This is a genomic window from Kribbella sancticallisti (genome assembly GCF_039530625.1).
Classification (GTDB): domain Bacteria; phylum Actinomycetota; class Actinomycetes; order Propionibacteriales; family Kribbellaceae; genus Kribbella; species Kribbella sancticallisti.
Genome location: NZ_BAAAOS010000007.1, coordinates 69,887 through 95,181 on the forward strand (window position 1 = coordinate 69,887; position 25,295 = coordinate 95,181).

Genomic DNA, 25,295 nt, shown 5'->3' on the forward strand with positions numbered 1-25,295 from the left:
CAACACCCGATCAGCGCTCGACCCGGCCCGTTTCGTAAGCCCACATGACGATCTCGACCCGGTTGCGGGCGCCGAGCTTCGTCATCACGCTCGCCAGGTGGGTCTTCACGGTGCTGAGACTGATGTGCAGGTCTTCGGCGATCTCGGAGTTGGTCCGGCCCCGGGCCACCGTGATCAGGACCTCCTCCTCCCTGCTGGTGAGCGGCTCGACGGGCTGGACCGGCGGGCGGCCGAGGCGGGTGTCGGAGAACGCCGCGAGCAGCCGGGCGGTGATCTTCGGAGCGATCAGCGCGTCGCCGTCGGCGGCGGCCCGGATCGCCTGAACCAGCAACTCGGGTCCGGCGTCCTTGAGCAGGAAGCCCCGGGCGCCCGCCTTGAGCGCGCCGTGGACGTACTCGTCGAGGTCGAAGGTGGTGATCACCACGATCGCGAACGGATCCTCGACCTGGGGCCCGGCGAGCTCGCGGGTCGCCGCGATGCCGTCCAGGCCGGGCATCCTGATGTCGAACAGGCACACGTCGGGGCGCAGCCGGCGGGCCAGCTCCACCGCTTCGAGCCCGTCGACGGCCTGGCCGACCACCTCGATGCCGGGCTGCGCACCGAGGATCATCGACAGCCCGGTGCGGATCAGTTCCTGGTCGTCGGCGACGAGCACGCGGATGGTCATCTGGCGACGCCTGCTCGCGGCAGCACCGCTTCGACGGTCCAGCCCCGGTCCGAGCCGGGACCCGCGTCGAAGGAACCGCCGAGGAGCGTCGCCCGCTCGGTCATGCCGACCAGCCCGTAGCCCTCCGGGTTCCTCGCGGTCGACGCGGCCTCGCCGTCGTCGCGGACGGTCAGGCGGACTCGGTCGGCCTCGCCGACGACCCGGACGTCGATGCGGGTGGCGTGCCGCGCGTGCCGTACGGCGTTGGTGATCGACTCCTGCGCGATCCGATAGATCGCCGCGCCGACCGCGGGCCCGAGGTCCGCCAGGTCGCCGGACAGCTCCAGCTCGACCCGGGGCCTGTCGCCGACGCTGCGGGCGAGCCGCTCGAGGTCGGCCACTCCTCGTTGCGGGGCCAGCGCAGCCGCCTCGTCCTCACGCAGGCTGCCGACCATGATGCGCATCTCGGCGAGTGTGCGCGAGGCCTCCGCCTCGATCACGGCGAGGGCGTCCATCGCGGCCTCGGGGTGGGACGCGGCGACGACGCGGCCGGCCTGGGCCCGGATGGCGATGGCCGAGACATGGTGAGCGACGGTGTCGTGCAGTTCGCGGGCCAACTGCGCGCGCTCCCGGAGCCGCATCTTGTCCAGTTCGCGCAGCCGGGAGGTCGCCCAGTAGCGGACCGCGGCGCCGAGCGTCGCCGGGGAGAACAGGAAGATCCCCGCGCCCACCGCGTCTCCGATCCCGGTGTACTCGGCGGCCAGGCCCAGCACCAGGGCGACCAGGCAGATCGCCAGCCCGATCCCGATCTCGCGGCCCGATCCCCACCGGACCAGCGAGTACGGGAGCAGCACCACGGCGACCATCGTGTAGAGACCGATCGACGGTACGCCGCCGATCAGGCCGGCGATCGTGCCGACGATCGCCGCGCCGAACGCGAGGGCCAGCATCCCGAGCGGGTGGGTGCGCCGCCACGGCAGCACGAGAACGCTACAAACGGTGAGGAAGAGCGCGACAGGTCGCCAGACGACGTCGTCGCGGTAGAGGCCTTCGATGATCCCCGTCGGTAGCAGCAGGGCGACCAGAGCCCAGTCACGCCAGACCCGCCGGGGAGGGCGCGGCGCCCGCGGCTCGGCCCAGAGCGAGCGGACCGCGTTCGTGGACATGGGCACAGCGTAGACAGCCGGAGCGCCTCGCGTACCGGCCGAAAGTACGGGGCATTGATCGGCCGGAGAGCCGAGGGAAGTCCGGCCCTTCGTCCGAGGTGCCGGTCGCTGCGTCTCGCCACGCTGAGACCCAGACTCGCCCGACCACACAAGGAGATCCCGAAATGACGTCGAATGCCCTGTACCGGTTGGGCCGGTTCGCCGCCCGACGCCCTTGGACGGTGATAGCGACCTGGCTCGTCCTGTCCGTACTCGTGGTGACTGCGGCCGGCGCCTTCGGCCAGAAGCTCGAGAACTCCTTCGGGGCGCCGGGACTGGACTCCCAGAAGGCGACCGACCTGCTGACCGCGGCCGGTGCCGACCAAGCGGGGCTGACCGCACAACTGGTCGTCACGCCCCTCGACGAGCAGGCGACCTTTGCCGGCTCGGCTGACGCTCAGGCCGCCTTGACGAGGATTCGCGCTACCGCCGCCGAGCTGCCCAAGGTGCTCGGAGTGGGTGACCAATCGATCTCGCCCGATGGCCGGGTCGCGATCGTCCGTCTGCAGTATCCGGTGATCGAAGACCTGACCGCCGCCGACCTGGAGAATCTCAAGGCGTTCGGCGACGAGGCGGCCCAGGACTCCCCGCTGCGGGTCGAACTCGGTGGCGACCTGTTCAGCGCGTTCGCGGAGGCGGAGACAGGGATCGGTGAGCTGTTCGGACTGGTCGCGGCCGTCATCATCTTGCTGGTCGCGTTCGGATCGCTGATCGCGATGGGACTCCCGATCGGGCTGGCCCTGTTCGGCATCGCCCTCGGCATCAGCTCGTTGTCGCTGGTCACCTACCTGATCGACGTACCCAGCTGGGCGCCGGTGATCGGCAGCATGGTCGGTCTCGGGGTGGGCATCGACTACGCCTTGTTCGTCGTCACCCGGCACCGCGAGTACCTGGCCCGAGGGCTGACCGTCGAGGAGTCGGTCGGGCGGGCTGTCGCCACAGCCGGCCGGGCGGTCGTCATCGCCGGCGGCACCGTGGTCATCGCGATCCTCGGCCTGGCGGTCGCCGGCGTTCCGTTCCTGACCGCGGGCGGGGTGGCCGTCTCGATCATCGTGGCGACCATGGTCGTTGCCTCGGTCACCTTGCTGCCCGCGTTCCTCGGGCTCGCCGGGCACTGGATCAACCGTCTCGGCATCCGGCGTCATCGCACTCGGGCTGTGAGCGCGACAAGCTCGGGCTGGCATCGCTGGGGAGCCCACGTGTCCAGGCATGCCATCGCCTACGCCATCAGCGCCGCCCTCGTCCTGCTGGCGTTGGCCGCGCCCGTGCTGGCGCTGCGGGTAGGCACACCCGACGAGGGCTCGCTGCCCGGCCACCGAACCGAACGTCAGGCCTACGATCTGGTTGCCCAAGGCTTCGGTCCTGGTGCCAACGGCCCTCTTGTCATCGCCGTCGACGTCTCCGCGGACGCGAGCGTCGTCCAGCCTCTGCTCAGCGCCGTCGAAGCCGATCGCGGGATCGCCTCCGTCGCACCTGCCGAGCTGAACGCGGGCGTCGCGACCCTGGTGGCGATCCCGACCACCGGACCGCAGGACGACGCCACGCAGGACACGGTGCGACGGCTCCGCGCCGAGGTCTTTCCCGCCGTACTGGGACAGAGCCCGGCCAAAGCTCACATCGGTGGTCAGACGGCCCTGTCCGCCGATATCGGTGCCAAGGTCAACGATCGGCTGCCGGTGTTCATCGGCGCGGTGGTCCTGCTGTCCTTCCTGCTGCTGATGCTGGTCTTCCGGTCGATTCTCGTGCCCCTCAAGGCCGCGCTGATGAACCTGCTCAGCATCGGCGCCTCCTTCGGCGTGATGGTGATGGTGTTCCAGTGGGGCTGGGGCGCCGACCTGATCGGCCTGGAATCGACCGTGCCGATCCTGCCCTTCATCCCGATGTTCATGTTCGCGATCCTGTTCGGCCTGTCGATGGACTACGAGGTGTTCCTGCTGTCCCGGATCCGGGAGGAGTACCTGCGCAGCGGCGACAACGAGGCCTCCGTCATCGGCGGCATCGCCGGCACCGGCCGCGTCATCACCTCGGCCGCGCTGATCATGATCTCGGTCTTCCTCGGCTTCGTCCTGGGGGACGACCCGACCGCCAAGATGTTCGGCCTCGGCCTGGCGGTGGCGATCTTCGTGGACGCGACGATCGTCCGGATGGTGCTGGTGCCGGCGACGATGAAGCTGATGGGCGACGCGAACTGGTGGCTCCCCGGCTGGCTCGATCGGCTGCTGCCGGTCATCGACCTCCACGACGACGCAGGCCTTCCGGAGCCTCACCTGCCTGGCTCCAAGCCCCTCACCGAGACCGAGGAAGTACTCGTCTAGCGTGCAGAGGTGGAGATCGACGAGAAGGTTGCCCAGACGGGTGGGTTAGGCCTTCGGCCAGGCTTCCCAGGCCGTCGCGAACATTTCGTCGACGGTGTAGGAGTTCTTCCAGGACAGGTCGCGGGCGGCCAGTTCGCCGGAGGCGACCACGCGGGACGGGTCACCAGGCCGGCGCGGGCCCTCCGTGGGGGTGAAGTCGATCCCGGTCACCCGGCGCGCGGCGTCCATGATCTCGCGGACCGACGTGCCCGTTCCGCTGCCCAGGTTGTAGACCGGCTCCAGGGTCTTGCCTGAGTCCAGCGCGCGAGCGGCCGCTACGTGAGCGCGGGCCAGGTCGGCGACGTGCACGTAGTCCTTCACGGACGTGCCGTCCGGCGTCGGGTGGTCCGTGCCGTAGATCTGCGGCACCTTGCCCTGGGTAAGAAGGTCGCAGACGATCGGGAACAGGTTGTACGGACTCGCGTCGTACACCGTCGGATCACCCGAGCCGACCACGTTGAAGTAGCGCAGTGAGGTGTGGTTCAAGGGAGCGGCCTTGGCCTGGTCCGCCAGGAGCCACTCGCCGATCAGCTTCGATTCGCCGTACGGGCTCTGCGGGTCGGGGGCGGTCTGCTCGGTGACCACCTCGTCCTTCGGCGTGCCGTAGACGCCGGCGCTGGACGAGAAGACGATGTTGCCGACGCCCTGCTCCTCCATCGCGGCGAGCAGCGAGACCATCGCGGACACGTTCTGGGTGTAGGTGTGCAGCGGCCGCTCGACCGAGACCCCGGCGTACTTGAAGCCGCCCAGGTGCACGACCCCGGTGGCTCCTTCCAGGGCGCGACGGGTGGCGTCGGTGTCCAGCAGGTTCGCCTGCGTGAACGGCACGCACTCGACCAGGAACTCGGCCTTGCCGCTGGACAGGTCGTCGATCACCGCGACATCGATACCGTCCGCGCGGAAGGCGCGCACCACGTGCGCCCCGATGTATCCGGCCCCGCCAGTCACCAGCCATGTCATGCCCAGATGCTCCCATCCGCGAAGTGCTCCTACCTACTCTGCATCCTCATTCAACCACACAAACGATCATATTCACACATAAATACTCATCCGGTGGAGAGCGCTTAGGATGCGCGGATGATCGGACTGGTGCTGGCAGCGGGTGCGGGACGCCGACTGCGGCCATACACGGACAACCTCCCCAAAGCGCTCGTACCGATCGCCCCGGAGACGACTGTCCTGGACCTCACCCTGGCGAACTATGCCGAGGTCGGCATCACCGACGTCGCCATCGTCGTCGGGTTCGCCGCGGCCGCGGTCGAGGCGCGCGTCGAGGGCTTCCAGAACCGCTACGGCGTGACCCTCGAACTGGTCTACAACGACAAGGCCGAGACCTGGAACAACGCGTACTCGCTGTGGTGTGCGCGCGACCTGCTGAGCGCTGGGGTGATGCTGGCCAACGGAGACACCGTGCACCCTGCGTCGGTCCAGCGCACCCTGCTCGACGCGCGTGGCGGCGACCGGCAGATCATCCTCGCCCTCGACACCGAGAAATCGCTGGCCGAGGAGGAGATGAAGGTGATCTGGACTCCCGAGCAGGGAGTCCGGACGATCACCAAGCTGATGGATTCGGCGACCGCGACCGGCGAATACATCGGCGTCACGCTGATCGAGCCCGCCGCCGCCACCGCCCTCGCCGACGCCCTGCGAACCACCTGGGAACGCGACCCGCACCTGTACTACGAGGACGGCTACCAGCACCTCGTCGATCAGGGCAGCCGGATCGACGTCGCCCCGATCGGCAAGGTCGACTGGGTCGAGATCGACAACCACGACGACCTTGCCCGGGCCCGCGAGATCGTATGCCCCTCCTAGCCCGGATGATCCCCTCGCCGCTGGTCGTCGACGTACGCCGCGGCGCGCTCGCCGAACTGGGCGCGATCCTGACCGACCAGCGGATCTCCACCTCGGGGCGGGTGGCGATCGCCGTCGGCGCGACGTACGGGCCGGTGGTGCGGGAGACCTTCCGGGAGGGCCTGGCCGGGGCCGACTGGTTCACCGTGGACGGCGGCACGATCAACACCGCGATCAGTCTGGTCGAGCAGATCCGGCCGCGGCGCTACGACGCGATCGTCGGCATCGGCGGCGGCACCGTGCTGGACGTGACCAAATTCGCCGCCGCCCGGCTCGGCCTGCCGATGGTCGCCGTCGCCACCAACCTCGCGCACGACGGGATCGCCTCGCCGATCAGCACCCTGGACAACGACGCCGGCCGCGGCTCGTACGGCGTACCGGCGCCGATCGCCGTGCTCGTCGACCTCGACCTGATCGCCCAGGCACCGCCGCGTTCGGTCCGGTCCGGGATCGGTGAGATCGTCTCGAACCTGTCCGCCATCGCCGACTGGCAGACCGCGCACAGCCTGCGGGGCGAGGAGATCGACGGGCTCGCCGTGTCGCTGGCCCGCACCGCCGCGCAGGCGGTGATGAACCACCCGGGCACGATCGCGGACGACGCGTTCCTGGCCACCCTGGCCGAAGGACTCGTCCTGTCGGGGGTCTCGATGGTCGTCGCCGGTACGTCGAGGCCGTCGTCCGGCGCCTGCCACGAGATCTCCCACGCGATCGATCTGCTGCACCCCACCCGGCGCGCGTTCCACGGCGAGCAGGTCGGGCTCGGCGCCGCGTTCGCGTGGTTCCTGCGCGGGGACCTCGACACGTTCCACGCGACCGTGGACTGCCTGTACCGGCACGGGTTGCCGGTCCGGCCGATGGACCTCGGGTTCAGCCTCGAGGAGTTCGAGGCGATCGTCGACTACGCGCCGCAGACCCGGCCCGGCCGGTTCACCGTGCTGGAGGAATCCGCGTTGACGCCGGCCCGGATCGCGGCGAAGGTGAGCGCGTTCAACGACCACGCCTATGCCCGGATCACCTCGGCCCGGATCACGCCCGAGGGACGCGCCTTGGAGGACCAGTGAACCCTGAACCGGTGGATCGCCATCTGCACTGGCCCGGCTGCCGCAACGTGCGCGACCTCGGCGGCCTGCCGACCGCGGACGGGCGGGTGGTCCGGACCGGCCGCCTGATCCGCGCGGACAGCATGGCGTTCCTGTCCCCGGCAGGCATCGACGTCGTCCGGGAGTCCGGTGTGAGCCGGATTGTCGACCTGCGCTCGGTGGGCGAACTCGCCGAGACCCCGTCGCCGTTCGCCGGCGATCCGCTCGGCCTGCACGTCTCGCTGCAGGACCCGGCCGATCCGCCGCAGGACAAGGCCACCATCGTCGAGACCTGCATCGACATGCTCGACCTGCACCCGGAACTCTTCGCCGCCGCCGTGCTCGCGATCGTCGAAGCCCCCGATGGCGCGGTCGTCGTGCACTGCCACGGCGGCAAGGACCGCACCGGCATGGTCGTCGCCCTCGCGCTGTCGATCGCCGGAGTACCGGAGGACGAGATCATCGCGGACTACGCCCTCACGCAGGCCCGCCTGGCTCCGCTCCTCGCCGAGCAACTCGCGGCGGAGGCCGACGAATCCCTGCACCCCCAGATGATCGAGTTCCGCGACACCCGCGCCGAGTCCCTGACCGCGATCCTGCGCCACCTCGACACGCAGTACGGAGGGCCGGAGCCGTACCTACGCCACGCCGGCCTCACCACCGCCCAACTGGACGCCTTGAAGGACCGCCTGACTGGGTGAAGTCGGGAAGTCACGGTCGGTGTTCGGCGGCGGCGGGCGGGTGGATAGATTACGCGGCATGTCCACCGTCGCCGGGCCGGCCGGGACCGCCGAGTTGGCGGCGCTTGCCGAGCGCTATGGGTTGTCGAAGAGTTCTGCGCGTCCGGCGCTCGGCGGCTATCTGCGGGAGTTGTGGGGGCGCCGGCAGTTCATCGTCAGTTACGCGCGGGCCCGCACCTACGCCCTGTACGCCGGGGCGCGGCTGGGGTCGGTGTGGCAGGTGCTCACGCCGCTGATGAACGCGGCCGTGTACTACCTGGCGTTCGGCGTACTGCTGGGGACGAAGAACGGCATCGACAACTACGCCGCCTTCCTGATCTGCGGCATGTTCGTCTTCACCTACACGCAACGCTCGATGACCGAGGGGTCGCGGGCGATCTCGCTGAACATGTCGCTGATCCGCACCCTGCACTTCCCCCGCGCCACCCTGCCGCTCGCGTACGTGGTGAACGAACTGAACCAGATGTTCGTCTCGCTCGGCATCCTGTTCGTCCTGGTCGGAGTGACCGACGGGCTGTCCTGGCGGTGGTTCCTGGTCCTGCCTGCGCTGGCGCTGCAGACGATGTTCAACCTCGGCATGACCTTGATCTTCGCCAGGATCGGCACCTTCGTCTCCGACGTCAGTCAACTGCTCCCGTTCGTCACCCGGACCTGGTTGTATGCCTCCGGCATCTTCTTCTCGATCCCGGACAAGCTGAACGACCTGGACGCACCCGGCTGGGTGATCCAACTGCTGGCACTGAACCCGATCTCGGCGTACATCGACATCGTCCGGCGCTCGCTGCTCGACCAGCATGAGGAGCACGCGCTGCCGCACGCCTGGCCGATCGCGGCGGGGTGGGCGGTCGCAGTACTGGTGGGTGGGTTCGTCTACTTCTGGCGCGCGGAGGACAGGTACGGCCGTGGCTGAACCCGCCATCCCGACGGTGATCGCCGATCACGTCGACATCGTCTACAAGGTCATCGCCGGCCAGGGCGGCAAAGGTACGGCGGCGACCGCGTTCCGGCGGATCCTGAAACGCCAGGACCGCCCGACGATCCGCGAGGTGCGCGCCGTCAAGGACGTCACCTTCACCGCGTACAAGGGCGACGCGATCGGCGTCATCGGCCGCAACGGCTCCGGCAAGTCCACCCTGCTGCGAGCGATCGCCGGGTTGCTGCCGCCCGCGTCCGGCGCGATCTACACCGGCGGCCGGCCGTCGCTGCTCGGCGTCAACGCCGCGATGATGAACGACCTCACCGGCGACCGGAACGTGGTCCTCGGCTGCCTGGCGATGGGGATGTCGACCGACGAGATCGACCGGCGCTACGACGAGATCGTCGAGTTCTCCGGGATCGGCGAGTTCATCGACCTGCCGATGTCGACGTACTCGTCCGGCATGTCGGCCCGGCTGAAGTTCGCGATCGCCTCGGCCAAGACCCACGACATCCTGTTGGTCGACGAGGCCCTCGCGACGGGTGACGCCGAGTTCCGCGTCCGCTCCGAACAGAAGATCAAGGAACTCCGCGCCGAGGCCGGCACGGTCTTCCTGGTCAGCCACAGCCTCGACGTAGTACTGGACACCTGCAACCGCGCGATCTGGCTGGACAAGGGCGTACTACGCATGGACGGTGAAGCCCGCGAGGTAGTCGCCGCTTACACGCGGGAGACCACCGGCAGGTGACCCCCGGCGGTTAGGTCGTCGCCGGGGTGCCGGACGCTGTGGCGGGGCGTTCCTGAAGGCCGATCAGGAAGCCCAAGCCCCAGGAGATGTGCATTGTGGCGCACACCAGCGGGAGCCAGAAAAGCGCCTTCCACGGGAGGTAACGGCCTTCCATGGCGGAGCCGACCAGCAGAAGCAGCGCGTAGCCGAGGGGAGCCAGGAAGCCGATGTCGAGCCAGCTGACCCCGGTGGCGAGGCCGATGATGCCGAGGATCGTGCCGAGGGCGAGCAGGATCACCGCGACCGGCGGGGCCAGGTAGCGCTTGTTGGCAGTCTCGGGGTGGCGCCGGATGACCTCGCGTCGCCACTGACCGGTGTGGAAGAACTGCTTGGCCACGTCCTTCAGCGACGAACGCGGACGGTAGGTGACGGACAGGTCGGGGCTGAACCAGATCAGCCCGCCGGTCTTGCGGATGCGATAGTTCAGTTCCCAGTCCTGGGCCCGGTGCATGGACTCGTCGAAGCCGCCCACGCGCTCCAGCGCCGCCCGGCGGAACACGCCGAGATACACCGTGTCCGCGGGACCTGCCTTGCCGCCCTGGTGGAACGTGGAGGCGCCCAGACCGAGCCTGGACCGGTAGGCGCAGGCAACGGCCATCTCGGTCGGCGTACGACCCTCGGCCGCCATCACGCCGCCCACGTTGTCGGCGCCGCTCTCATGCAGCACCTCGACCGCGCGGGTGATGTAGCCCTGGGTCAGCACACCATGCCCGTCGACCCGTACGACGATGTCGTGACGGGCGTGGGCGATTCCGGTGTTCAGGCCGGCCGGCGTCTTGCCCGACGGGTTGTCCACGATCGTGATGCGCTTGTCGGCCTCGGCCAGCCGGGCCGCGATCGCGTGCGTCTTGTCCTTGCTCGGACCGATCGCCAGCACCACCTCCAGCTCACCGGGGTACTCCTGGTCGAGGACGCGGCCGACCGCCTCTTCGAGGTGGCGTTCCTCGTTCAGCACCGGCATCACGACGGAGACGGGGGGCCAAGAAGACAAGGACATGTTCAGGTCAGGCCTTACAGATCGAAGCGACGTCTTCGACGTCGTTACCGGGTTTGGACGGGGTGCTGCTCTTACCGGGCTTGGCCGGCGTGCTCGGCTTCTTGGTGGTGGTCGTGGTGGGCTTACTCGGGGTGTTCGTCTCCTTACCGTCTCCGCCACCGGTCCCCTTGTCCAGCGCTTCGGACTTTCCGATCGCCTCGGCGACCTTGGTCCGGATCAGGTCGAAGTCGGGGTTGCCGGTACGGATCAGCGGCGGGACCGCGGAGAAGCTTGACACCGGCAGCTTCTTCGCGTCCAGCGCGAGATCGGTGAAGGTGCCCAGCTCGCCGGACGGGATGTCGGTGTTGACCACCCGCTTGCTGGCCTTCGCGATGCCCTGGAACTTGGTCAGCACCTTCTGCGGCGACAACTGGTTCAGCATCGCCGTCATCACGCACTTCTGCCGGGTCATCCGCTCGTAGTCTGTCGCACCGGCCCGCGACCGCGCGAACCAGAGGGCGTGGTACCCGTCCAGGTGCTGGTTCGCACCGGGCTCGATGTAGCCCTTGATCGGCGCGCCGATGCCGCCGATCGGGACCCGCTTGCCGACGTCCAGGGTGATCCCACCGACCGCGTTCAGCAGGTCGCGGAAGCCGGCCAGGTCGATCAGCACGTGGTAGTTGACCTTCAGCCCGGTGATCCCCTCGACCGCCTGCTTGGTCGCGGTGACGCCGGGATCGGGGTCGCCGGGGAACAGTTGCTTGTGTTCCGCGGCGTACTGGTAGACGCCGTTCAGCAGGCAGTTCTCGGCGCAGTCCTTCCACCGGAAGCCGTCCGGGAACTGCTTGTTCAGCGGGGTTCCGGCCGGGAACGGCACCCTGGCCATGTTCCGCGGCAGCCCGATCAGCACGGTCCGGCCGGTGTTCGCGTCGACGCTGGCCAGCGTGATGCTGTCCGGCCGGGTGCCGATCCGGTCCGCGCCGGAGTCGCCGCCGAGCAGCAGCACGTTGTAGCGGCCCTTGTCCGCTTCGGACTTCTCCCCGTTGCCGAACACGCTGGCGACGAAGTCACGCTGGGTGGACACGATCGTGCTGGCCCAGACCAGCGCTCCGACCACCACGAAGACCAGGACTCCGTCGAGGATGCTCGCGGTCAGCCGGTGCTTGCGCTCCAGCGTCAGCGGCCGGCCCAGCCGGTAGGCGTCGACGAACAGCGCGGCCCAGCCGAGCGCCAGCACGATGAGCAGGACCTGGATGATCCGCAGCGTGGTGGGCGAGACCATCAGGTTGATCGCGCCGGCCCGCCAGATCAGCGAGAGCACGACCAGGAAGACGACGATCGCGACGATGCCGGCGATCACCCGCCAGGCCCACCGGCCGGCCCGCTTGCTGCCGGCCGCGATCTGCGCGGACCCGGGCAGGATCAGGGTCATCAGCAGCAGCGTCAGCGCACGCTTGAACCGCACCGGTTCGCTGAGATTGCGCAGGTCTGGCTTGTCCTGCGGCATGGCGTCCTTCCGTTCTCCGTACGGCGCGCTGGTGCCGGTACTCCCCCGGGACGGCGTCTCCCTGTGCCGGTATCGCGTCGTTCAGTATGGCCGTGGCTTCACGACCACCTTCTCAGGCGCGCCGCCAAGCCTCTTGTTCCCCATCCGCCACCTGGTACGACGTACCGGGCGGTGTCATGGTTCGAGCCGGGCGGATCCGGAGACGAAGGGTAACAGCCCGGACACCGGCCGCTGATCGGCAGGTGGCCGCAGGTTTACCCCTGCGTGGGCCCGCGACAAGGACTTTTCATCGAGTTGTGATGGCCGGATCGACGCTGATCCGATACGAAGAGTCCGGGCACGACTACGCCCTGCTTGCGCCGCCCCCTTCGCAGGCACAGCCACCAGTGAGGACAGGAAACCGCCCATGAGACTGTTCCGTTCCCTCGCCGCGACCACCGTCGCGGTCAGCACCGTGCTGCTCGGAGGCAGCCAGGCACTCGCCGTCGAGGCCGCACCCCAGGCCACGGCCGAGCAGGCCCGGGTCGCCGCTCCAGGCGCCGACTTCACCGGCATCGCCGCCCTGAGCAACTGCTCGGGCTCCCTGGTCCGGTACGCCGAGTCGCTGTCGACCGACAGGGCTTTGATCCTCACCAACGGCCACTGCTACGAGGGCGGCATGCCCAGCCCGGGCCAGGTGATCGTGAACCGGGCCTCCTCCCGCTCGTTCACGCTGCTGCGGCCGAACTCGAGCAACGCCGGCACCGTCCGCGCCAGCCGGGTGCTCTACGCGACGATGACCAAGACCGACGTCTCCCTTTACCAGTTGAACGAGTCCTACGCCTCGATCCGCTCGCGGCTGAACGTCACTCCGCTGACGCTGGCCAAGCAGGCCCCGGCGGACGGCGCGGGCATGGCGGTCGTCTCCGGCTACTGGAAGCGGATCTACACCTGCTCGGTGCAGGCCACCATCCCGGAACTGCGGGAGGCCGGCTGGGTGATGAAGAGCTCGATCAAGTACCAGCAGCCGGGCTGCGAGACCATCGGCGGTACTTCGGGCTCGCCGGTCGTGAGCACCACCACCGGTGAGGTGATCGGCGTCAACAACACCGGCAACGAGGACGGCGAGCGCTGCACGCTGAACAACCCGTGCGAGGTGGACGCCAACGGCAACATCACCGTCGACCAGGGCGCCGCCTACGGCCAGCAGACCTGGTGGTTCTACACCTGCCTGACCGCCTCCCGCACGCTCGATCTGAACAAGAGCGGCTGCCAGTTGGCGAAGCCCGCCCGCCGGTAGAAGGCCCCGGGTACTGCGACCGCCGCCCCGGTCGCAGTACCCGGCGGTTCGAGATGAGATGGTGACCTGTACCACTTCCGATCCGGTATGGTCGCCGCTCATGGCAGTCGACTCCTCCACACCTGGCCAGGTCAGCGCTCCCCGGTGGCACAGTCCACTCGGGGTGAGGACGCGGCTGGTCGCGTCCAGCGCCCTGATGCTCTTCCTCGAGCTCGCGCTGATCCGCTGGACCGGTTCGAACGTCGTCCACCTGAGCTACTTCTCGAACTTCGTGCTGCTCGGCTCGTTCCTGGGCATCGGCATCGGGTTCCTGCGCTCCAACCGGGCGAAGCGGCTGCCCTTCTACTCACCGGTCATGCTGGGCCTGCTGGTCCTGGTGATCGCCTGGAAGCCGGTCACGGTCGACCGGGGCAGTTCGTCCAGCGTCATCTACTTCACCAGCCTGGACACCACCGGGCCACCCGTCTGGGTGATCCTGCCGATCGTCTTCGTCGCCGCCGCCGTGGTGCTGGCCGGGCCGGCGGAACTGGTCGGGCGGTGTTTCGCGGAACTGCCGCGGCTGACGGCGTACCGGTTCGACCTGATCGGCAGCCTGCTCGGCATCGTCGGCTTCACCGTCCTGTCGTTCCTGGGCGCTCCGCCGATCTGGTGGGGCGTGATCGTGCTGCTGTCCTTCGTGGTGCTGATGGTGCCGCAGGAGAAGGCGACCGCCACAGCCCTCAGCGCTGTGCTGGTGGCGACGCCGCTGCTGGCGATGATCGGCGTGCTCTTCCACGAGTCGACCCGGCCGGAGAACAGCTGGTCGCCGTACTACAAGGTGCAGACGTCGAGCCAGGAGTGGCAGGGCGTGCCGCTGCTCACGATCACCGTCAACGGCGTACCGCACCAGCAGGCGATCCCGGCGGAGAACCGGCTGCAGTGGGAGCCGCAGTACGGGCTGCCGTACCAGCGCGCGGTGGCCGGGAAGCAGCCGAAGAACGTGCTGATCATCGGCGCCGGCTCCGGCACCGACGTGGCCGTTGCGCTGCGCAACGGCGCGACCCACGTGGACGCGGTCGAGATCGACCCGCGGATCCGCGACATCGGGCGCGAGAAGCACCCGGACCGGCCGTACCAGGATCCGCGGGTGACGTCGCACATCGACGACGGGCGGGCGTTCCTGTCCCGGACGGACAAGAAGTACGACCTGATCCTGCTGGCGCTGCCGGACTCGCTGACGCTGGTGAACGGCGCGAGCTCGCTGCGGCTGGAGAGCTACCTGTTCACCCAGCAGGCGTTCGAGAGCGCGCGCGAGCACCTTGCGCCGGGTGGCGCGTTCGCGATGTACAACTACTATCGCGAGACCTGGCTGATCGACCGGCTCGCGTCGACGGCCGAGGCCGCCTTCGGGCACAAGCCGTGTGTGGACAAGGTCGGCGACGACCTCCAGCAGGCGGTCGTGACGGTCGGACTGACCGAGGCCGACCAGACCTGCGCTTCGGCCTGGCCCGGCGCGACGGAGATCACGCCGCCGCCGGCGACGGACAACCGGCCGTTCCTGTACCTGTTCACCGACCGGATCCCGTCGCTGTACCTGGTCACGCTGGGGCTGATCCTGGTCGCCGGGGTGATCGGCGTCGGCATCGCGGGCGGCGGTTCGTCGTACCGGCGGATGCGGCCGTACGCGGACCTGTTCCTGCTCGGGGCCGGGTTCATGCTGCTGGAGACCAAGAGCATCACCGGGTTCGCGCTGTTGTTCGGCACCACCTGGGTGGTCAACGCGATCGTGTTCGCCGGGGTGCTGCTCGCCGTCCTGGCGGCGGTCGAGGTGACGCGAAGATTCAAGACACCGCCCCTGAAGACGATGTACGTCGTGCTGTTCGCCGGCTTGCTGCTCAGTTGGGTGTTCCCGGACAGTTGGCTGCTCTCGATGCCGGTCGGCCTGCGGGCGCTGGTCGCGGTGATGATCGCGTTCCTGCCGATCTTCGCGGCGAACGTGGTGTTCGCGAAACGCTTCACCGACACCGCCGACGGCACCGCCAGCTTCGGCGCCAACCTGCTCGGCGCGATGCTCGGAGGCTGTCTCGAGTACGCCGCGCTGCTGATCGGCTTCGACGGCCTGCTCATCATCGCCGCCCTGCTGTACGTCGGCGCCTTCCTGCTCCGCCCGAAGACGTCCGGCGTCATCCGCGCCTAGCGGCCGGCTACTGGTCCTGCGGGCGGCTACCCGGGGTAGGTCGTCATACGCGAACGCTAACCGCTCAACGCGTCACGGGAGCCCCAGAAGCCGCAGGCCGGCAGCAGTAGCGGCCGCAGCGACGACGACAAGCACGAAGGGCGCCTTACGCCAGGCAAGGACTCCCCCGACCAGTACTCCGACGGGCCGCGCTATTCCCGCCGCGTCGTGCCCGTCAGTCAGCGCTGCGGTCGCCACCAGCGCCGCGAGCAGGATCACTGCGGCCGCGGCCAGCACCGACTCCGCCCGCTCGGGCATCTCGAACCGCGTCCGCATGAGCGGACCCGCGAGCCGCAACGAGAAGGTGCCGACAGCAAGTACCAGTACTCCGACCAGCAGTGGCGTGTTCATCCGACAGCCTCCAGTGCGGGCTTCTCCGCGCGATAGAACAGCAGACCCACCAACGCCAGGAGCACCGGCAGTCCGGCTGGCAGGAAGGGGGTGACGGCCAGAGCTACGACCGAGCCGACCAGCGCCGCAGTACGGGTCGACTTGTTCCGCAGGGACGGCAGCACCAGCGCCAGGAGCACCGCGGGGAAGGCCGCGTCCAGCCCGAAGGCGTCGGTGTCGGTGATCACCGATCCGGCCAGCACCCCGATCAGCACCCCGAGGTTCCAGCAGACGAAGATCCCGATCCCGCAGACCCAGTACGCCGCCCGCTTCTGCCGCAGATCCTCCTGGCCGAGCGCGAAGGCGACGTTCTCGTCCGTCATCAGGTGGCTGCCGACCGGCCGGCGCCGGCCGTTGCCGATCACGTCGCTGACCGCCAGACCGAACGCCACGTGGCGGCTGTTCACCAGCAGCCCGGCGATGGTGGCCGCGATCGGGCTGCCGCCGGCTGCCACGATCCCGACGAACAGGAACTGCGACGCCCCGGCGAACACGATCAGCGACAGCACCACCGGCACCCACAACGGGAGTCCCCCGCCGACGCTGATCGCGCCGTACGAGACGCCCACGACGCCGTCGGCCAGGCAGACCAGCGCGATGTCGCGCAGCAACCCGCGGTCCAGTGTTCGCCATATCGAACGCATGGGCTTTATGATGAACAGCAGGCCGCCCGTTCGTCAAGCCGAACAGATAGACCGATGGAGCGAACACCGATGGAATCCAAGGCACCACTGGACGTGATCGCCGCGTCGCTGCGCCGCGAACGCGCCCGCGCCGGACTCTCCCTGACCGAGGTCGCCCGGCGCGCAGGCGTGGCCAAGTCGACGCTGTCGCAACTGGAGTCCGGGACCGGCAATCCCAGCGTGGAGACGCTGTGGGCGCTGTGCATCGCGCTGGAGATCCAGTTCGGCGACCTGATCGACCCGCCGCGGCCGAAGGTGGTGGTGATCCGCGCGGACGAGGGCCCGGCGATCTACTCGGAGACCAAGGAGTACAGCGCCACCCTGGTCGCGTCCTGCCCGCCGAACGCGCGGCGCGACGTCTACCGCATCAACGTCACGCCGGGCCCGGGTCACATCTCCGAGGCGCACATTCCGGGGACGGTGGAGCACGTGCTGCTCAGCACCGGCCGGGCCAGCGTCGGCCCGACCGGCGAACCGGTCGAACTCGGGCCCGGCGACTACGTCGCCTACCCCGGAGATCTCCCGCACATCTTCCAGGCGCTGGAGCCGAACACGTCCGCAGTACTGATCTCCCAGACGAGTTAGCCGGGCTCAGACCTTGCGGCCGATCCCGCCGGCGATGCACTCCTCGACCTGGTTGAGCGGCTTGACCCGCGGGCCGTCCGGCCACCACTCGTCGCACAGCACCAGCCCGGGCTCGATCAACTCCTGGTCGCCGAACATGGCCTTGATCTGGTCGTGGGTGCGGAACACGCCGCTGCCCATCGGGCTGTGGGTGAACTTCTCCTCCATCGCCCGGGCGATCGCGGAGTGCTCGGGCGTCTGCGGGTCGTGGAAGTGCGCGATCACCGTGTACGACCCCGGGACCATCGCGTCGGTGTAGGTCTTGACGATCTCCGGGCCGTCCTCGCCCAGGTAGTGGTGCAGCGTGCCGTTGTGGATCAGCGCGATCGGCTGGCCGAAGTCGAGGAACTCCTTCACCTCGGGCTTGCCGAGCACCTCCTGCGGCTTGAAGATGTCCGCGCTGATGAACAGGGTCTGGTCGTTCTCCTCCAGCAGCGCCCGGCCATGAGCGAGCACCACCGGGTCGTTGTCGACGTAGAGCACCTTGGCCTTCGGCTGCAGCCGCTGGACCACCTGGTGGGTGTTCTCCGCGGTCGGCAGCCCGGACCCGCAGTCCAGGTACTGCGTGATCTCGGCCTGGCCGGCCAGGAACCGGCAGGCCCGGATCAGGAAGTTCCGGTTCGACCAGGCCAGGTCGTTCACCTGCGGCGCCACCGTGGCCACCTGGCGGAGCACCTCGCGGTCGATCTCGAAGTTGTCCTTGCCGTTCAGGGCAGCGTCGTACACCCGGGCGATGCTGGCGCGGGTGGTGTCCACCCCGACCGGTACGGAGCTGGGAGCCTTGATGGCGTCGGACATCGGCGACCTCGCAGAAGTGGGTTTTCCGGATGTGACCCCCGACCCTACTAACAGTAGGGGCACGATTCCAGGTGGTGTCCGCGCGTGGGCCTGGCCCGGCCAGGCCGGTGTCGTGAAATGATTCCCTGGAGCGCGCCACAGGGACGGAGGACGGGGTGACGGAGCCAGGCACGCCGGGCGGGCCGACCGCTCTGCGGATCATGCTGGGCGCCCACCTACGCCGGATGCGCGAGGAGGCGGGGATCAGCCGCGGCGACGCCGGCTACGCGATCCGCGGCTCGGAGTCCAAGATCAGCCGGCTCGAACTGGGCCGGGTCGGCTTCAAGGTCCGCGACGTCGAGGACCTCCTGTCGCTGTACAAACTGGACGATCCCGAGGAACGGGCCCGGCTGCTCGACCTGGCCAAGGCGGCGAACAACCCCGGCTGGTGGCAGCGCTACGACGACCTCACGCCGAACTGGTTTCACTCCTACCTCGGTCTGGAGATGGCCGCCGAGCTGATCCGGACGTACGAGGTCCAGTTCGTCCCCGGCCTGCTGCAGACCCCCGACTACGCCCGGGCGGTGATCCAGCTCGGCCGCAGCGAGCGACTGCTGCCGGCGGAGGAGATCGAGCGGCTGGTCGCGCTGCGGATGGCGCGGCAGGAGGCACTTCGCGCTACGCACACCACCAAGTTGTGGGCAGTCGTCGACGAAGCCGTGCTGCACCGGCCGATCGGCGGCGAGGCCGTACTGCGCGCGCAGCTTGAGCACCTGGCCGACGTGTCCCGCGAGCCCGGCGTGACCCTGCAGATCCTGCCGTTCGCCTCCGGTGGTTACGCGGCCACCGGCGGCGCGTTCAGCCTGCTCCGGTTCGCCGACGCCGACCTGCCCGACATCGTCTACATCGAGCACCTCACCAGCGCGGTCTACCTGGACAAGCGCGAGGACCTGGACGAGTACGTGGTCACCATGGACTCGCTCTCGATCGCCGCCTCCACACCCCGCCAGACCCATCACCTGCTGACCGAGATCATCAAGAACCTCGGCTGACCGCAACTTTCGCCGGCTCCGCCGCGTCTTCGTGGGTGGTGCCCACCTGCCGGGGAGACGGAGTTGTCGAGCACAGATGCCGAGTGATCACGTACCGGGGCATGCCCGCGGCCGGGGCCGCCGGGTCGCCTCCCGACGCCGGGCCGCCACGAAACGCAGTACCGGGGCGGTCGCCGGGCTGACGTTGCTCGGCGCACTGATTCCGGGGACGGGGTACCTGTTCGCCGGCTGGAAGAAGCTCGGCACGCTGGTGCTGACGGTTTCGGTGGGGTTGCTCGCGGCCGGCGGGTACCTCGTCCTGACCAAGCGGGACCAGTTGATCGCACTCGCGGTGGATCCGCGGCAGCTCCACTACGCCACCATCGGGCTCTGCGCGCTCGGAGTGCTCTGGATCCTCGTGATCGTCACGTCACACCGGGCGTTGCGGCCGGGGACAGCCAGCAGGGGCAGCCGGTTCGGCGGCGCAGTACTGGTCGGGGTGCTGAGCTTCGCCGTGGCGGTGCCGACCGCGATGGGCATGCAGACGGCCCGGACCCAGCGGGACCTGCTGCAGACGGTGTTCTCCAACAAGGAGAGCAAGAGCGCGACCGTGCCGATCATCAAGAACAAGAAGGATCCGTGGGCCGGCAAGCCTCGGCTCAACCTGCTCCTGCTCGGGGCCGACGACGCCGACGGGCGCAAAGGAGCACGGACCGACACCGTGATCGTGGCGAGCATCGACACGGCGACCGGCAACGTCTCGCTGATCTCCCTGCCGCGCAAGCTGATGTTCATGCCGTTCCCGGCCGGCACCAAGCTGCACGAGGAGTACCCCGACGGTTTCGGCAAGGACGGGATCAGGATGGAGGACCGGCTCGAGTGGATGCTCGACGCCATCTACAAGAACGTGCCGGAGCAGCACCCGAACATCGTCGGCCCGTCCGACAACGTGGGGGCCGACATCCTCAAGCTCACCGTCGGCGAGGCGACCGGCCTGAAGCTGGACTACTACGTCCAGATCAACCTGGCGGGCTTCACCCAACTGGTCGACGCCCTCGGCGGCATCCGGGTCAACATCAACTACCCGATCCCAGTCGGCGGCAGCGACGACGAGAAGCGGCCGCCGAACTACTACCTCAAACCCGCGCAGAACAAGCACCTGATGGGCAAGGAAGCGCTCTGGTACGCCCGCGGCCGCTACGGCATCGCCAACCCGGACGACGCCCGCAGTGCCCGGCAGCGCTGCGCCATCCACGCGATCGCCGAGACGGCGACCCCGGCGAACCTGCTGAGCAGCTACCGGGAGCTGGCGATGGTCGGCAAGAACATGCTGCGCACCGACATCCCGCAGGACCTGCTGGCGGCCCTCGTGGAGCTGGGCCGGAAGGTGAAGACGGGCAAGGTGTCGGAGGTCCCGCTGGACGGGCACAAGCTCAAGTTCGCCTACCCGCACCCGGACTACGACGGCCTTCGCGCGGTAGTCGCCACCGCGCTGGCCGCCAAGCCCGCGACCACTCCCACCAAGCCGCGGAAGACCACCACCGCCACTACTACTCCCAAGCCGACCGCGAAGCCGACCGCCGATCTCGCCGACGCCTGTGAGTACCACCCGCAGGAGACACCCTGATCAGGTGGGCAGGGTCCCGCGGATGACGCTGTTGCGGGAGTGCTCCGGCACCCCGTCGTCAGGCTCCAGCGACACGTCGACGATCCGGTAGCCCTGCGACGTCAGATTCGGCGGTACGACGAACGTGCCGCCGTTGCTCGGATCGAGGATGCCCAGCGACACCATCCGCTTGCCGTCGGTGTTGATCAGCCAGAGCTCGTAGAAGCCCTGCGGCTGCGGCAGACCGTTCACGCCAACCCGCAGCTCCGTCTCGGCTCCGCTGCGGATCAGGTCGGCAACACCGTCACCGCTCTTGCCCTCCAGCGGATCCAGCCTGGTCGTGGCCACTGGCGGCTGCTGCGGCACTGTGTCCTCGCCACCGATGATCCTGGTGCCCAGGACTCCGGCGATCAGGCCCACGGCCGCTGCGAGCGTGCCGACCAGCACCAGCCGTCGCCGTACCGACTTCGGCTCGTACTCCGGTGCGTCGCGCAGGCCGAGCTCCTCGACCACCCGGTCCCACACCTGCGGCGGCGCGGCCTCCAGCCGGTCGCCGGGCTCCAGGTGACGGCCGAGGTCGGCCAGTTGGCGGAGCTCCTCGACCTCTGTCCGGCAGGTCTCGCAGCCGGCCAAATGACCCTCTTGGTCAGCGCTGAGCGGGGCGTCGTCCAGTGCGTGCTGGGCCAGCACTTCAGGCTCCAGGTGTTCCATGGGTCACCTCCTTCAACCGATCGCGGAGGTGCAGGAGTCCCCGGCGTACATGGCTCTTCACGGTACCGAGCGGCAGATCCAGCCGCTCAGCGATCTCTGCGTACGTCTGATCTTCGTAGAAGACCAGTCCGAGGATGGTTCGCCGGGGGTCATCGAGCTTGTTGAGTTCGTCGGCGATCACCAGCCGGTCGACCACCCGGTCATCGGCCGGAGCTACCCGGGCCTCTTCCCGGACGCCACCGACGGCCGTCAGCGTGCGCTGGTCCCTGCCTCGGGCGGCCAGGCGGTCGGCGATCCGGTGCTTGGTGATTCCCACCAGCCAGGCGGACAAGGAGCCGGCGGCCGGGTCGAAAGTGGACCGGCCGCGCCAGGCGGAGACGAAGACCTGCTGGGTGACGTCCTCCGCGTCGGCGCGGTCGCCCAGCGTCTTCAGGGCGACGCTGAACACCAGCGACGACCAACGGCGGTAGGCCTCGGCCAGCGAGTCCTCCCGACCTGCGGCGAACCCTGCGGCCACTTCGGCAGCAGACAGTTCTCCGGACTCGACGACCCTCACCTCGGGCACTCTATCCGGGCTGACCGCCGTTCTGCCGCTACTCAACGGGTACTGCGGTGACGACCAGGTTCTCCTGGTAGCCGCCTCGGTCGGGGAGGTACTCGCCGCCGCAGGTGACGATCTGAAGACGGCGGAGTCCACTGCGGTCGAAGACGACGGCCAGGGCGAGCGTCTGCTTGTCGACATCACGCACCGCCTCCGTCCGGTACTGCAAGGTCCTGCCGTCCGACAGGCGAAGCTCGATCGGGTCTCCCGGTCTGGTTCGCGACAGTCGCGCCAGCGGGCCCACGCCGTACTCGCGGCTGTCGAGGTGCCCGCCGAGAACTACCGAGCCGGTAGTAGACGCAGGGCCGGGGCCGAAGCGGTACCAGCCGATGCGCGCGGGGTTCGGCGGTAGCTCCATCTGGCCGTCGGCAGCAACTCCAGTGGGTACTACCGGCATCCGGAGCTGTGCCTTGCCTACGATCAACTCCAGCGGCTGTGCCTCGGCTGCGACCGTTGGGAGATCAGCTGCGCGTGTCTTGACTGATGGCGCGGTTGCCGACGGTGTTGTGGGCGGGGTCGCTGTGGAGCGCGTGGGCACCGTCTGCGCGGGCTCTGGCACCGAGGCTGGTTGCTCGCCGGCCTCGCGGCCGTACCAGAAGATCGGTACGGCCACGAGGGCGACCAGCGAGACGACCAGAACCACTACGGTCTTGCGATGGTTCACTTGTCCGCGCGGACCCTGCTGACCGCCAGCCGACCGGCGGACCCCGCCAGTCCGAGCGCGGCCAGCAGCATCAGGCCCGCGGCCCAGCTGGGCACGGATTCCTGCATGGCGACCTGACCACCCGTTCCACCCGGAACGCCGCTGGGGTTGCTGTGCAGGCCGCTGATGGTCTGCACGGCCAGCTTCAGGTTCTTGGCGCTGGCGCTGCCCCACGCGTAGACGATCGTGTTGGCGCCTTCCTTGAGCGGAACGTCCGCCGGGCCGATCGCGACGGTCGAAGTACCGGCCAGTGCGACGTCGGCCTTCACCGTGCCGGCCGGCAGGTCGGCCTTGGCTTCCTTGGGGTTGGTGAGGCCCTTGAAGACCGGCGTACCGGCGGCCCTGATGTCCACCGCCGGGGCTGCCGCGGTGTGCCGGACTGTCAGCCGGGCCTTGCCCGCGCCCAGCTTGGAGACGTCGTTGACGAACGGCGTGAGCTTGGGCTTGCCGCTCGCGTCCAGGTGCGCGACCACGGTGATGTTGGCGCCACCGGGCACAGTGACGTCGTTGGCCTGGATGACCGCCTTGCCACTGGCGCCGGCGCCCGCTGCCACTACCTTGAGGTCGTACTCGCCCGCCGGCAGCTTGAGCGGGTCAGTCAGTGTTCCTGGTTTGAAGTTCGTCAGCAGTGCCTTGCCGCCCGCGTAGACGTCGACGGTCGCGCCAGGGACGCCGTGCAACACGGAGACGGTCGCATCGGCCGTACTCCGCTCCGCGGTGGCAGCGGCCGGCGCTGCGGCGATCAGGGGGGAGGATGCAGCTGCCAAGGCGATGAGGCCGGTGGCTGCGGCTGCGGAACGGCGGTGGGACATGTCTACCTCCTGGGTCGGGTGCTTTATCTCCTCTTCCGCCGAAGCCGCACCCACGGATGCACCAGGACTCAACTTTTTTTCTGCGGACAGCGGCCACTCCGGGCGTGAGCGGTTCAGCTGGGCAGTTTGCGGGTGTCGATCAGGTGTTGCGCCACGTCGCGGAGCTTGGTGTTGGTGTCTTGGGAGTAGCGCCGCAGGATGGCGAAGGCGCGGTCGTCGTCGACGTCGAAGCGCTCCATCAGGATGCCCATCGCCTGCCCGACCAGCTTGCGGGCGTCGACCGCCCGCGCCATCGTCTCCTCGTGCCGCGCCGAGGCGACGGCGACCGAGGCGTGCCGGGCGAGGATGTGGGCGATCGCCTCGTCATCGGCATCGAAGGCGTCCGGCTCCGGACTGTAGAGCCCGAGTACGCCGACCGACGGCGACGGGCCGGAGCCGACGGCGAGGGGGACGTCCAGCACACTGCGCACCCCGAGCCCGGCCACCTTGGCGGCCCACTGCGGCCACCGGTCGTCGGTGCGGGTGTCGCGGATGAGCACGGTCGTGCGGTCGCGCATCGACTCCACCAACGGACCGTCCTGGCTGTCGATCTGCAGATCGAAGACCTCGGCCACGACCGGATCGGTCACCGCCGCGACTTCGGCGCGCGAGCCCCGGGTGTGGAAAGCCACCCCGGCGTAGGTGCAGTTCAGGGCCTGCAGGGCGAACTGGACAACGGTGTCCACCGTCTCCTCGACACCGGCCGCGTCATGCAACTCGACCGCCAACCGGGCGAACGCTCCCGCGGCGCCAGAGGGGTCAATGGTCGGCATCTGCGGCTCCCCAAGAGGATCAGTGTGAACACCCCGCCGGCCGGCGTGTTCCCTGCGCAAATCATGCCCCACCGCGGCGCTTCCCAACGCCCCTCAGTCCCGCAGGCCCGGCCGAGCGCCGCTGACGTGTACGAGTGGAGCTGTGGGGTATCGGGGGTGAACGTGGTCTTCTAGCCCGCGGGCGAAGCGACCACCAGGCCGCGCGTGTTGTGCCCTATCAGCGCGCGCGGCCGCTTCCAATCATGCGCCTGCCTCGGGCGCCAGGGAACAGCTCCGCGACTTCGCTTCTCGGCGCGATCTCTCTGCTCAGCGTGCGGCAGGTTCCAAAAGGCTTCGAGGGTTGACGATTCCGGCGTGTGAACCGGGGTACTGGGCGCCCATCGTGCGGTTCCGAAAGGAGAAAGTCGTGTCCGGAGATGTCGTAGACCTGATCATGAACGACCACCGTCAGGTGGAGGAGCTGTTCGACCAACTGAAGGACGAGCCGGAGAAGCGGCCGAATCTGGTCCCCGTACTGACGACTCTGCTCACCGCCCACAGTCGGGCCGAGGAAGCGGAGGTCTACCCGGCAGCGGCCGACGAGGCCGGCGAATCCGAAGAGGTGGCGCACAGCCAGGAGGAGCACGTCGAGGCCGACGAGCTACTGGCCAAGCTGGCAGCCGCCGATCCCACCTCGGCGGAGTTCGACAAGGTACTCGAGGAACTTGTCGACGCGGTCAGCCACCATGTCGAGGAAGAAGAAACCAAGGTTCTTCCCGGGATGCGCGAACGCCTGAGCGACGAGCGCAGGCTCGAACTGGGCGAAGCCTTCATCAACAGCCGGGAGAAGCACCTGGGCGAGCAGCCCGCGGACATCACCAAGGGCCAGCTACAACAGCAGGCAGCCAACGCCGACATCGGCGGTACGTCGGGGATGAGCAAGGAAGCCCTGCAGAAGAAGCTCCGCCAAGAGGCGAAGAGCGAATAACTCCTCCACGGCTGAGCGGG

The 25,295-nt window shown here is 68.8% G+C and carries 25 protein-coding genes; 12 read left to right on the plus strand and 13 right to left on the minus strand.

What is annotated here, in order from left to right:
* Nucleotides 1-10 precede the first annotated feature (10 nt).
* Both ABD255_RS03495 and ABD255_RS03500 read right to left on the minus strand, forming a co-directional pair.
* Nucleotides 11-667 carry a response regulator gene (locus tag ABD255_RS03495; protein ID WP_344209622.1) on the minus strand — a complete coding sequence of 219 codons (657 nt, stop codon included), beginning with the start codon at nucleotides 665-667 and terminating at the stop codon, nucleotides 11-13.
* Nucleotides 664-1,812 carry a sensor histidine kinase gene (locus tag ABD255_RS03500; protein WP_344209624.1) on the minus strand — a complete coding sequence of 383 codons (1,149 nt, stop codon included), beginning with the start codon at nucleotides 1,810-1,812 and terminating at the stop codon, nucleotides 664-666. Before ABD255_RS03500 ends, ABD255_RS03495 begins: the two co-directional genes overlap by 4 nt.
* Before the next feature lie 164 nt (nucleotides 1,813-1,976).
* Here ABD255_RS03500 and ABD255_RS03505 point away from each other — a divergent pair, with 164 nt between their 5' ends.
* On the plus strand, nucleotides 1,977-4,166 hold the full coding sequence (locus tag ABD255_RS03505; protein ID WP_344209626.1) for an MMPL family transporter: 2,190 nt from the start codon (nucleotides 1,977-1,979) through the stop codon (nucleotides 4,164-4,166).
* A 45-nt stretch (nucleotides 4,167-4,211) separates the two neighbouring features.
* Here ABD255_RS03505 and galE read toward each other — a convergent pair whose 3' ends face one another.
* Nucleotides 4,212-5,165 (minus strand): UDP-glucose 4-epimerase GalE, encoded by a 954-nt coding sequence (galE, locus tag ABD255_RS03510; RefSeq protein WP_344209628.1) that lies wholly within the window; start codon nucleotides 5,163-5,165, stop codon nucleotides 4,212-4,214.
* 117 nt (nucleotides 5,166-5,282) lie between these two features.
* Here galE and ABD255_RS03515 point away from each other — a divergent pair, with 117 nt between their 5' ends.
* The 5 genes from ABD255_RS03515 to ABD255_RS03535 are packed head-to-tail and all read left to right on the plus strand — an operon-like array spanning nucleotide 5,283 to nucleotide 9,542.
* Nucleotides 5,283-6,020 carry a phosphocholine cytidylyltransferase family protein gene (locus ABD255_RS03515; protein WP_344209630.1) on the plus strand — a complete coding sequence of 246 codons (738 nt, stop codon included), beginning with the start codon at nucleotides 5,283-5,285 and terminating at the stop codon, nucleotides 6,018-6,020.
* A 5-nt stretch (nucleotides 6,021-6,025) separates the two neighbouring features.
* Nucleotides 6,026-7,120, plus strand: coding sequence for an iron-containing alcohol dehydrogenase family protein (locus ABD255_RS03520; protein ID WP_344209632.1), 1,095 nt, complete (start codon nucleotides 6,026-6,028; stop codon nucleotides 7,118-7,120).
* Between the two features lie 11 nt (nucleotides 7,121-7,131).
* A complete protein-coding gene (locus ABD255_RS03525) occupies nucleotides 7,132-7,839 on the plus strand; it encodes a tyrosine-protein phosphatase (protein ID WP_344209634.1) in 708 nt (235 codons plus the stop codon).
* Between the two features lie 58 nt (nucleotides 7,840-7,897).
* The gene (locus ABD255_RS03530; RefSeq protein ID WP_344209636.1) at nucleotides 7,898-8,788 is read left to right on the plus strand and encodes an ABC transporter permease; all 891 of its coding nucleotides are present in this window, start codon (nucleotides 7,898-7,900) and stop codon (nucleotides 8,786-8,788) included.
* Entirely contained in the window at nucleotides 8,781-9,542 is a 762-nt protein-coding gene (locus ABD255_RS03535) for an ABC transporter ATP-binding protein (RefSeq protein ID WP_344209638.1), read from the plus strand. Before ABD255_RS03530 ends, ABD255_RS03535 begins: the two co-directional genes overlap by 8 nt.
* Nucleotides 9,543-9,552: 10 nt before the next feature.
* Here ABD255_RS03535 and ABD255_RS03540 read toward each other — a convergent pair whose 3' ends face one another.
* Nucleotides 9,553-10,578 (minus strand): glycosyltransferase family 2 protein, encoded by a 1,026-nt coding sequence (locus tag ABD255_RS03540; RefSeq protein ID WP_344209640.1) that lies wholly within the window; start codon nucleotides 10,576-10,578, stop codon nucleotides 9,553-9,555.
* A 7-nt stretch (nucleotides 10,579-10,585) separates the two neighbouring features.
* Nucleotides 10,586-12,064: an LCP family protein gene (locus ABD255_RS03545; protein ID WP_344209642.1), complete on the minus strand. Its 1,479-nt coding sequence runs from the start codon at nucleotides 12,062-12,064 to the stop codon at nucleotides 10,586-10,588.
* A 406-nt stretch (nucleotides 12,065-12,470) separates the two neighbouring features.
* Here ABD255_RS03545 and ABD255_RS03550 point away from each other — a divergent pair, with 406 nt between their 5' ends.
* Nucleotides 12,471-13,343: a S1 family peptidase gene (locus ABD255_RS03550; protein ID WP_344209644.1), complete on the plus strand. Its 873-nt coding sequence runs from the start codon at nucleotides 12,471-12,473 to the stop codon at nucleotides 13,341-13,343.
* A gap of 100 nt (nucleotides 13,344-13,443) precedes the next feature.
* Entirely contained in the window at nucleotides 13,444-15,519 is a 2,076-nt protein-coding gene (locus tag ABD255_RS03555; protein WP_344209647.1) for a spermine/spermidine synthase domain-containing protein, read from the plus strand.
* 72 nt (nucleotides 15,520-15,591) lie between these two features.
* On the opposite strand, the gene ABD255_RS03560 is transcribed toward ABD255_RS03555, so the two are convergent.
* Both ABD255_RS03560 and ABD255_RS03565 read right to left on the minus strand, forming a co-directional pair.
* Complete coding sequence (locus ABD255_RS03560; protein ID WP_344209649.1) at nucleotides 15,592-15,909, minus strand: AzlD domain-containing protein; 318 nt, start codon at nucleotides 15,907-15,909, stop codon at nucleotides 15,592-15,594.
* Nucleotides 15,906-16,592 carry an AzlC family ABC transporter permease gene (locus ABD255_RS03565; RefSeq protein ID WP_344209651.1) on the minus strand — a complete coding sequence of 229 codons (687 nt, stop codon included), beginning with the start codon at nucleotides 16,590-16,592 and terminating at the stop codon, nucleotides 15,906-15,908. The genes ABD255_RS03560 and ABD255_RS03565 overlap by 4 nt, the downstream gene beginning before the upstream one ends.
* 69 nt (nucleotides 16,593-16,661) lie before the next feature.
* Here ABD255_RS03565 and ABD255_RS03570 point away from each other — a divergent pair, with 69 nt between their 5' ends.
* Complete coding sequence (locus ABD255_RS03570) at nucleotides 16,662-17,216, plus strand: helix-turn-helix domain-containing protein (protein ID WP_344209653.1); 555 nt, start codon at nucleotides 16,662-16,664, stop codon at nucleotides 17,214-17,216.
* Nucleotides 17,217-17,222: 6 nt separating this feature from the next.
* Here ABD255_RS03570 and ABD255_RS03575 read toward each other — a convergent pair whose 3' ends face one another.
* Nucleotides 17,223-18,053 (minus strand): SAM-dependent methyltransferase, encoded by an 831-nt coding sequence (locus tag ABD255_RS03575; protein ID WP_344209655.1) that lies wholly within the window; start codon nucleotides 18,051-18,053, stop codon nucleotides 17,223-17,225.
* Between the two features lie 155 nt (nucleotides 18,054-18,208).
* Here ABD255_RS03575 and ABD255_RS03580 point away from each other — a divergent pair, with 155 nt between their 5' ends.
* Both ABD255_RS03580 and ABD255_RS03585 read left to right on the plus strand, forming a co-directional pair.
* The gene (locus ABD255_RS03580) at nucleotides 18,209-19,084 is read left to right on the plus strand and encodes a helix-turn-helix domain-containing protein (RefSeq protein ID WP_344209657.1); all 876 of its coding nucleotides are present in this window, start codon (nucleotides 18,209-18,211) and stop codon (nucleotides 19,082-19,084) included.
* A 76-nt stretch (nucleotides 19,085-19,160) separates the two neighbouring features.
* Nucleotides 19,161-20,690, plus strand: a complete 1,530-nt coding sequence (locus ABD255_RS03585) for an LCP family protein (RefSeq protein ID WP_344209659.1) — start codon at nucleotides 19,161-19,163, stop codon at nucleotides 20,688-20,690.
* On the opposite strand, the gene ABD255_RS03590 is transcribed toward ABD255_RS03585, so the two are convergent.
* The 5 genes from ABD255_RS03590 to ABD255_RS03610 all read right to left on the minus strand — a co-directional run bounded on the left by ABD255_RS03590 (nucleotide 20,691) and on the right by ABD255_RS03610 (nucleotide 24,308).
* Nucleotides 20,691-21,380, minus strand: a complete 690-nt coding sequence (locus ABD255_RS03590; RefSeq protein WP_344209662.1) for an anti-sigma factor domain-containing protein — start codon at nucleotides 21,378-21,380, stop codon at nucleotides 20,691-20,693.
* A complete protein-coding gene (locus ABD255_RS03595) occupies nucleotides 21,361-21,936 on the minus strand; it encodes a sigma-70 family RNA polymerase sigma factor (protein WP_344209664.1) in 576 nt (191 codons plus the stop codon). The genes ABD255_RS03590 and ABD255_RS03595 overlap by 20 nt, the downstream gene beginning before the upstream one ends.
* A gap of 37 nt (nucleotides 21,937-21,973) precedes the next feature.
* Nucleotides 21,974-22,645 carry a class F sortase gene (locus ABD255_RS03600; protein WP_344209666.1) on the minus strand — a complete coding sequence of 224 codons (672 nt, stop codon included), beginning with the start codon at nucleotides 22,643-22,645 and terminating at the stop codon, nucleotides 21,974-21,976.
* Entirely contained in the window at nucleotides 22,642-23,496 is an 855-nt protein-coding gene (locus ABD255_RS03605; protein ID WP_344209669.1) for a DUF4397 domain-containing protein, read from the minus strand. The genes ABD255_RS03600 and ABD255_RS03605 overlap by 4 nt, the downstream gene beginning before the upstream one ends.
* A 113-nt stretch (nucleotides 23,497-23,609) precedes the next feature.
* The gene (locus tag ABD255_RS03610; protein WP_344209671.1) at nucleotides 23,610-24,308 is read right to left on the minus strand and encodes a GAF and ANTAR domain-containing protein; all 699 of its coding nucleotides are present in this window, start codon (nucleotides 24,306-24,308) and stop codon (nucleotides 23,610-23,612) included.
* A gap of 406 nt (nucleotides 24,309-24,714) precedes the next feature.
* Between ABD255_RS03610 and ABD255_RS03615 the strand changes: the two genes are divergently transcribed.
* Complete coding sequence (locus ABD255_RS03615; RefSeq protein WP_344209674.1) at nucleotides 24,715-25,275, plus strand: hemerythrin domain-containing protein; 561 nt, start codon at nucleotides 24,715-24,717, stop codon at nucleotides 25,273-25,275.
* Nucleotides 25,276-25,295: the final 20 nt, after the last annotated feature.

What these genes read in the sequence shown, in the direction of transcription:
- ABD255_RS03575 (WP_344209655.1), bottom strand. Translation starts at nt 18,053, where the DNA reads ATGTCCGACGCCATCAAGGCTCCCAGCTCCGTACCGGTCGGGGTGGAC.
- ABD255_RS03515 (WP_344209630.1), top strand. Translation starts at nt 5,283, where the DNA reads ATGATCGGACTGGTGCTGGCAGCGGGTGCGGGACGCCGACTGCGGCCA.
- ABD255_RS03590 (WP_344209662.1), bottom strand. Translation starts at nt 21,380, where the DNA reads ATGGAACACCTGGAGCCTGAAGTGCTGGCCCAGCACGCACTGGACGAC.
- ABD255_RS03560 (WP_344209649.1), bottom strand. Translation starts at nt 15,909, where the DNA reads ATGAACACGCCACTGCTGGTCGGAGTACTGGTACTTGCTGTCGGCACC.
- ABD255_RS03500 (WP_344209624.1), bottom strand. Translation starts at nt 1,812, where the DNA reads ATGTCCACGAACGCGGTCCGCTCGCTCTGGGCCGAGCCGCGGGCGCCG.
- ABD255_RS03605 (WP_344209669.1), bottom strand. Translation starts at nt 23,496, where the DNA reads ATGTCCCACCGCCGTTCCGCAGCCGCAGCCACCGGCCTCATCGCCTTG.
- ABD255_RS03520 (WP_344209632.1), top strand. Translation starts at nt 6,026, where the DNA reads ATGATCCCCTCGCCGCTGGTCGTCGACGTACGCCGCGGCGCGCTCGCC.
- ABD255_RS03610 (WP_344209671.1), bottom strand. Translation starts at nt 24,308, where the DNA reads ATGCCGACCATTGACCCCTCTGGCGCCGCGGGAGCGTTCGCCCGGTTG.
- ABD255_RS03530 (WP_344209636.1), top strand. Translation starts at nt 7,898, where the DNA reads ATGTCCACCGTCGCCGGGCCGGCCGGGACCGCCGAGTTGGCGGCGCTT.
- ABD255_RS03565 (WP_344209651.1), bottom strand. Translation starts at nt 16,592, where the DNA reads ATGCGTTCGATATGGCGAACACTGGACCGCGGGTTGCTGCGCGACATC.
- ABD255_RS03585 (WP_344209659.1), top strand. Translation starts at nt 19,161, where the DNA reads ATGCCGAGTGATCACGTACCGGGGCATGCCCGCGGCCGGGGCCGCCGG.
- ABD255_RS03495 (WP_344209622.1), bottom strand. Translation starts at nt 667, where the DNA reads ATGACCATCCGCGTGCTCGTCGCCGACGACCAGGAACTGATCCGCACC.
- ABD255_RS03505 (WP_344209626.1), top strand. Translation starts at nt 1,977, where the DNA reads ATGACGTCGAATGCCCTGTACCGGTTGGGCCGGTTCGCCGCCCGACGC.
- ABD255_RS03550 (WP_344209644.1), top strand. Translation starts at nt 12,471, where the DNA reads ATGAGACTGTTCCGTTCCCTCGCCGCGACCACCGTCGCGGTCAGCACC.
- ABD255_RS03545 (WP_344209642.1), bottom strand. Translation starts at nt 12,064, where the DNA reads ATGCCGCAGGACAAGCCAGACCTGCGCAATCTCAGCGAACCGGTGCGG.
- ABD255_RS03555 (WP_344209647.1), top strand. Translation starts at nt 13,444, where the DNA reads ATGGCAGTCGACTCCTCCACACCTGGCCAGGTCAGCGCTCCCCGGTGG.
- ABD255_RS03570 (WP_344209653.1), top strand. Translation starts at nt 16,662, where the DNA reads ATGGAATCCAAGGCACCACTGGACGTGATCGCCGCGTCGCTGCGCCGC.
- ABD255_RS03540 (WP_344209640.1), bottom strand. Translation starts at nt 10,578, where the DNA reads ATGTCCTTGTCTTCTTGGCCCCCCGTCTCCGTCGTGATGCCGGTGCTG.
- galE (WP_344209628.1), bottom strand. Translation starts at nt 5,165, where the DNA reads ATGACATGGCTGGTGACTGGCGGGGCCGGATACATCGGGGCGCACGTG.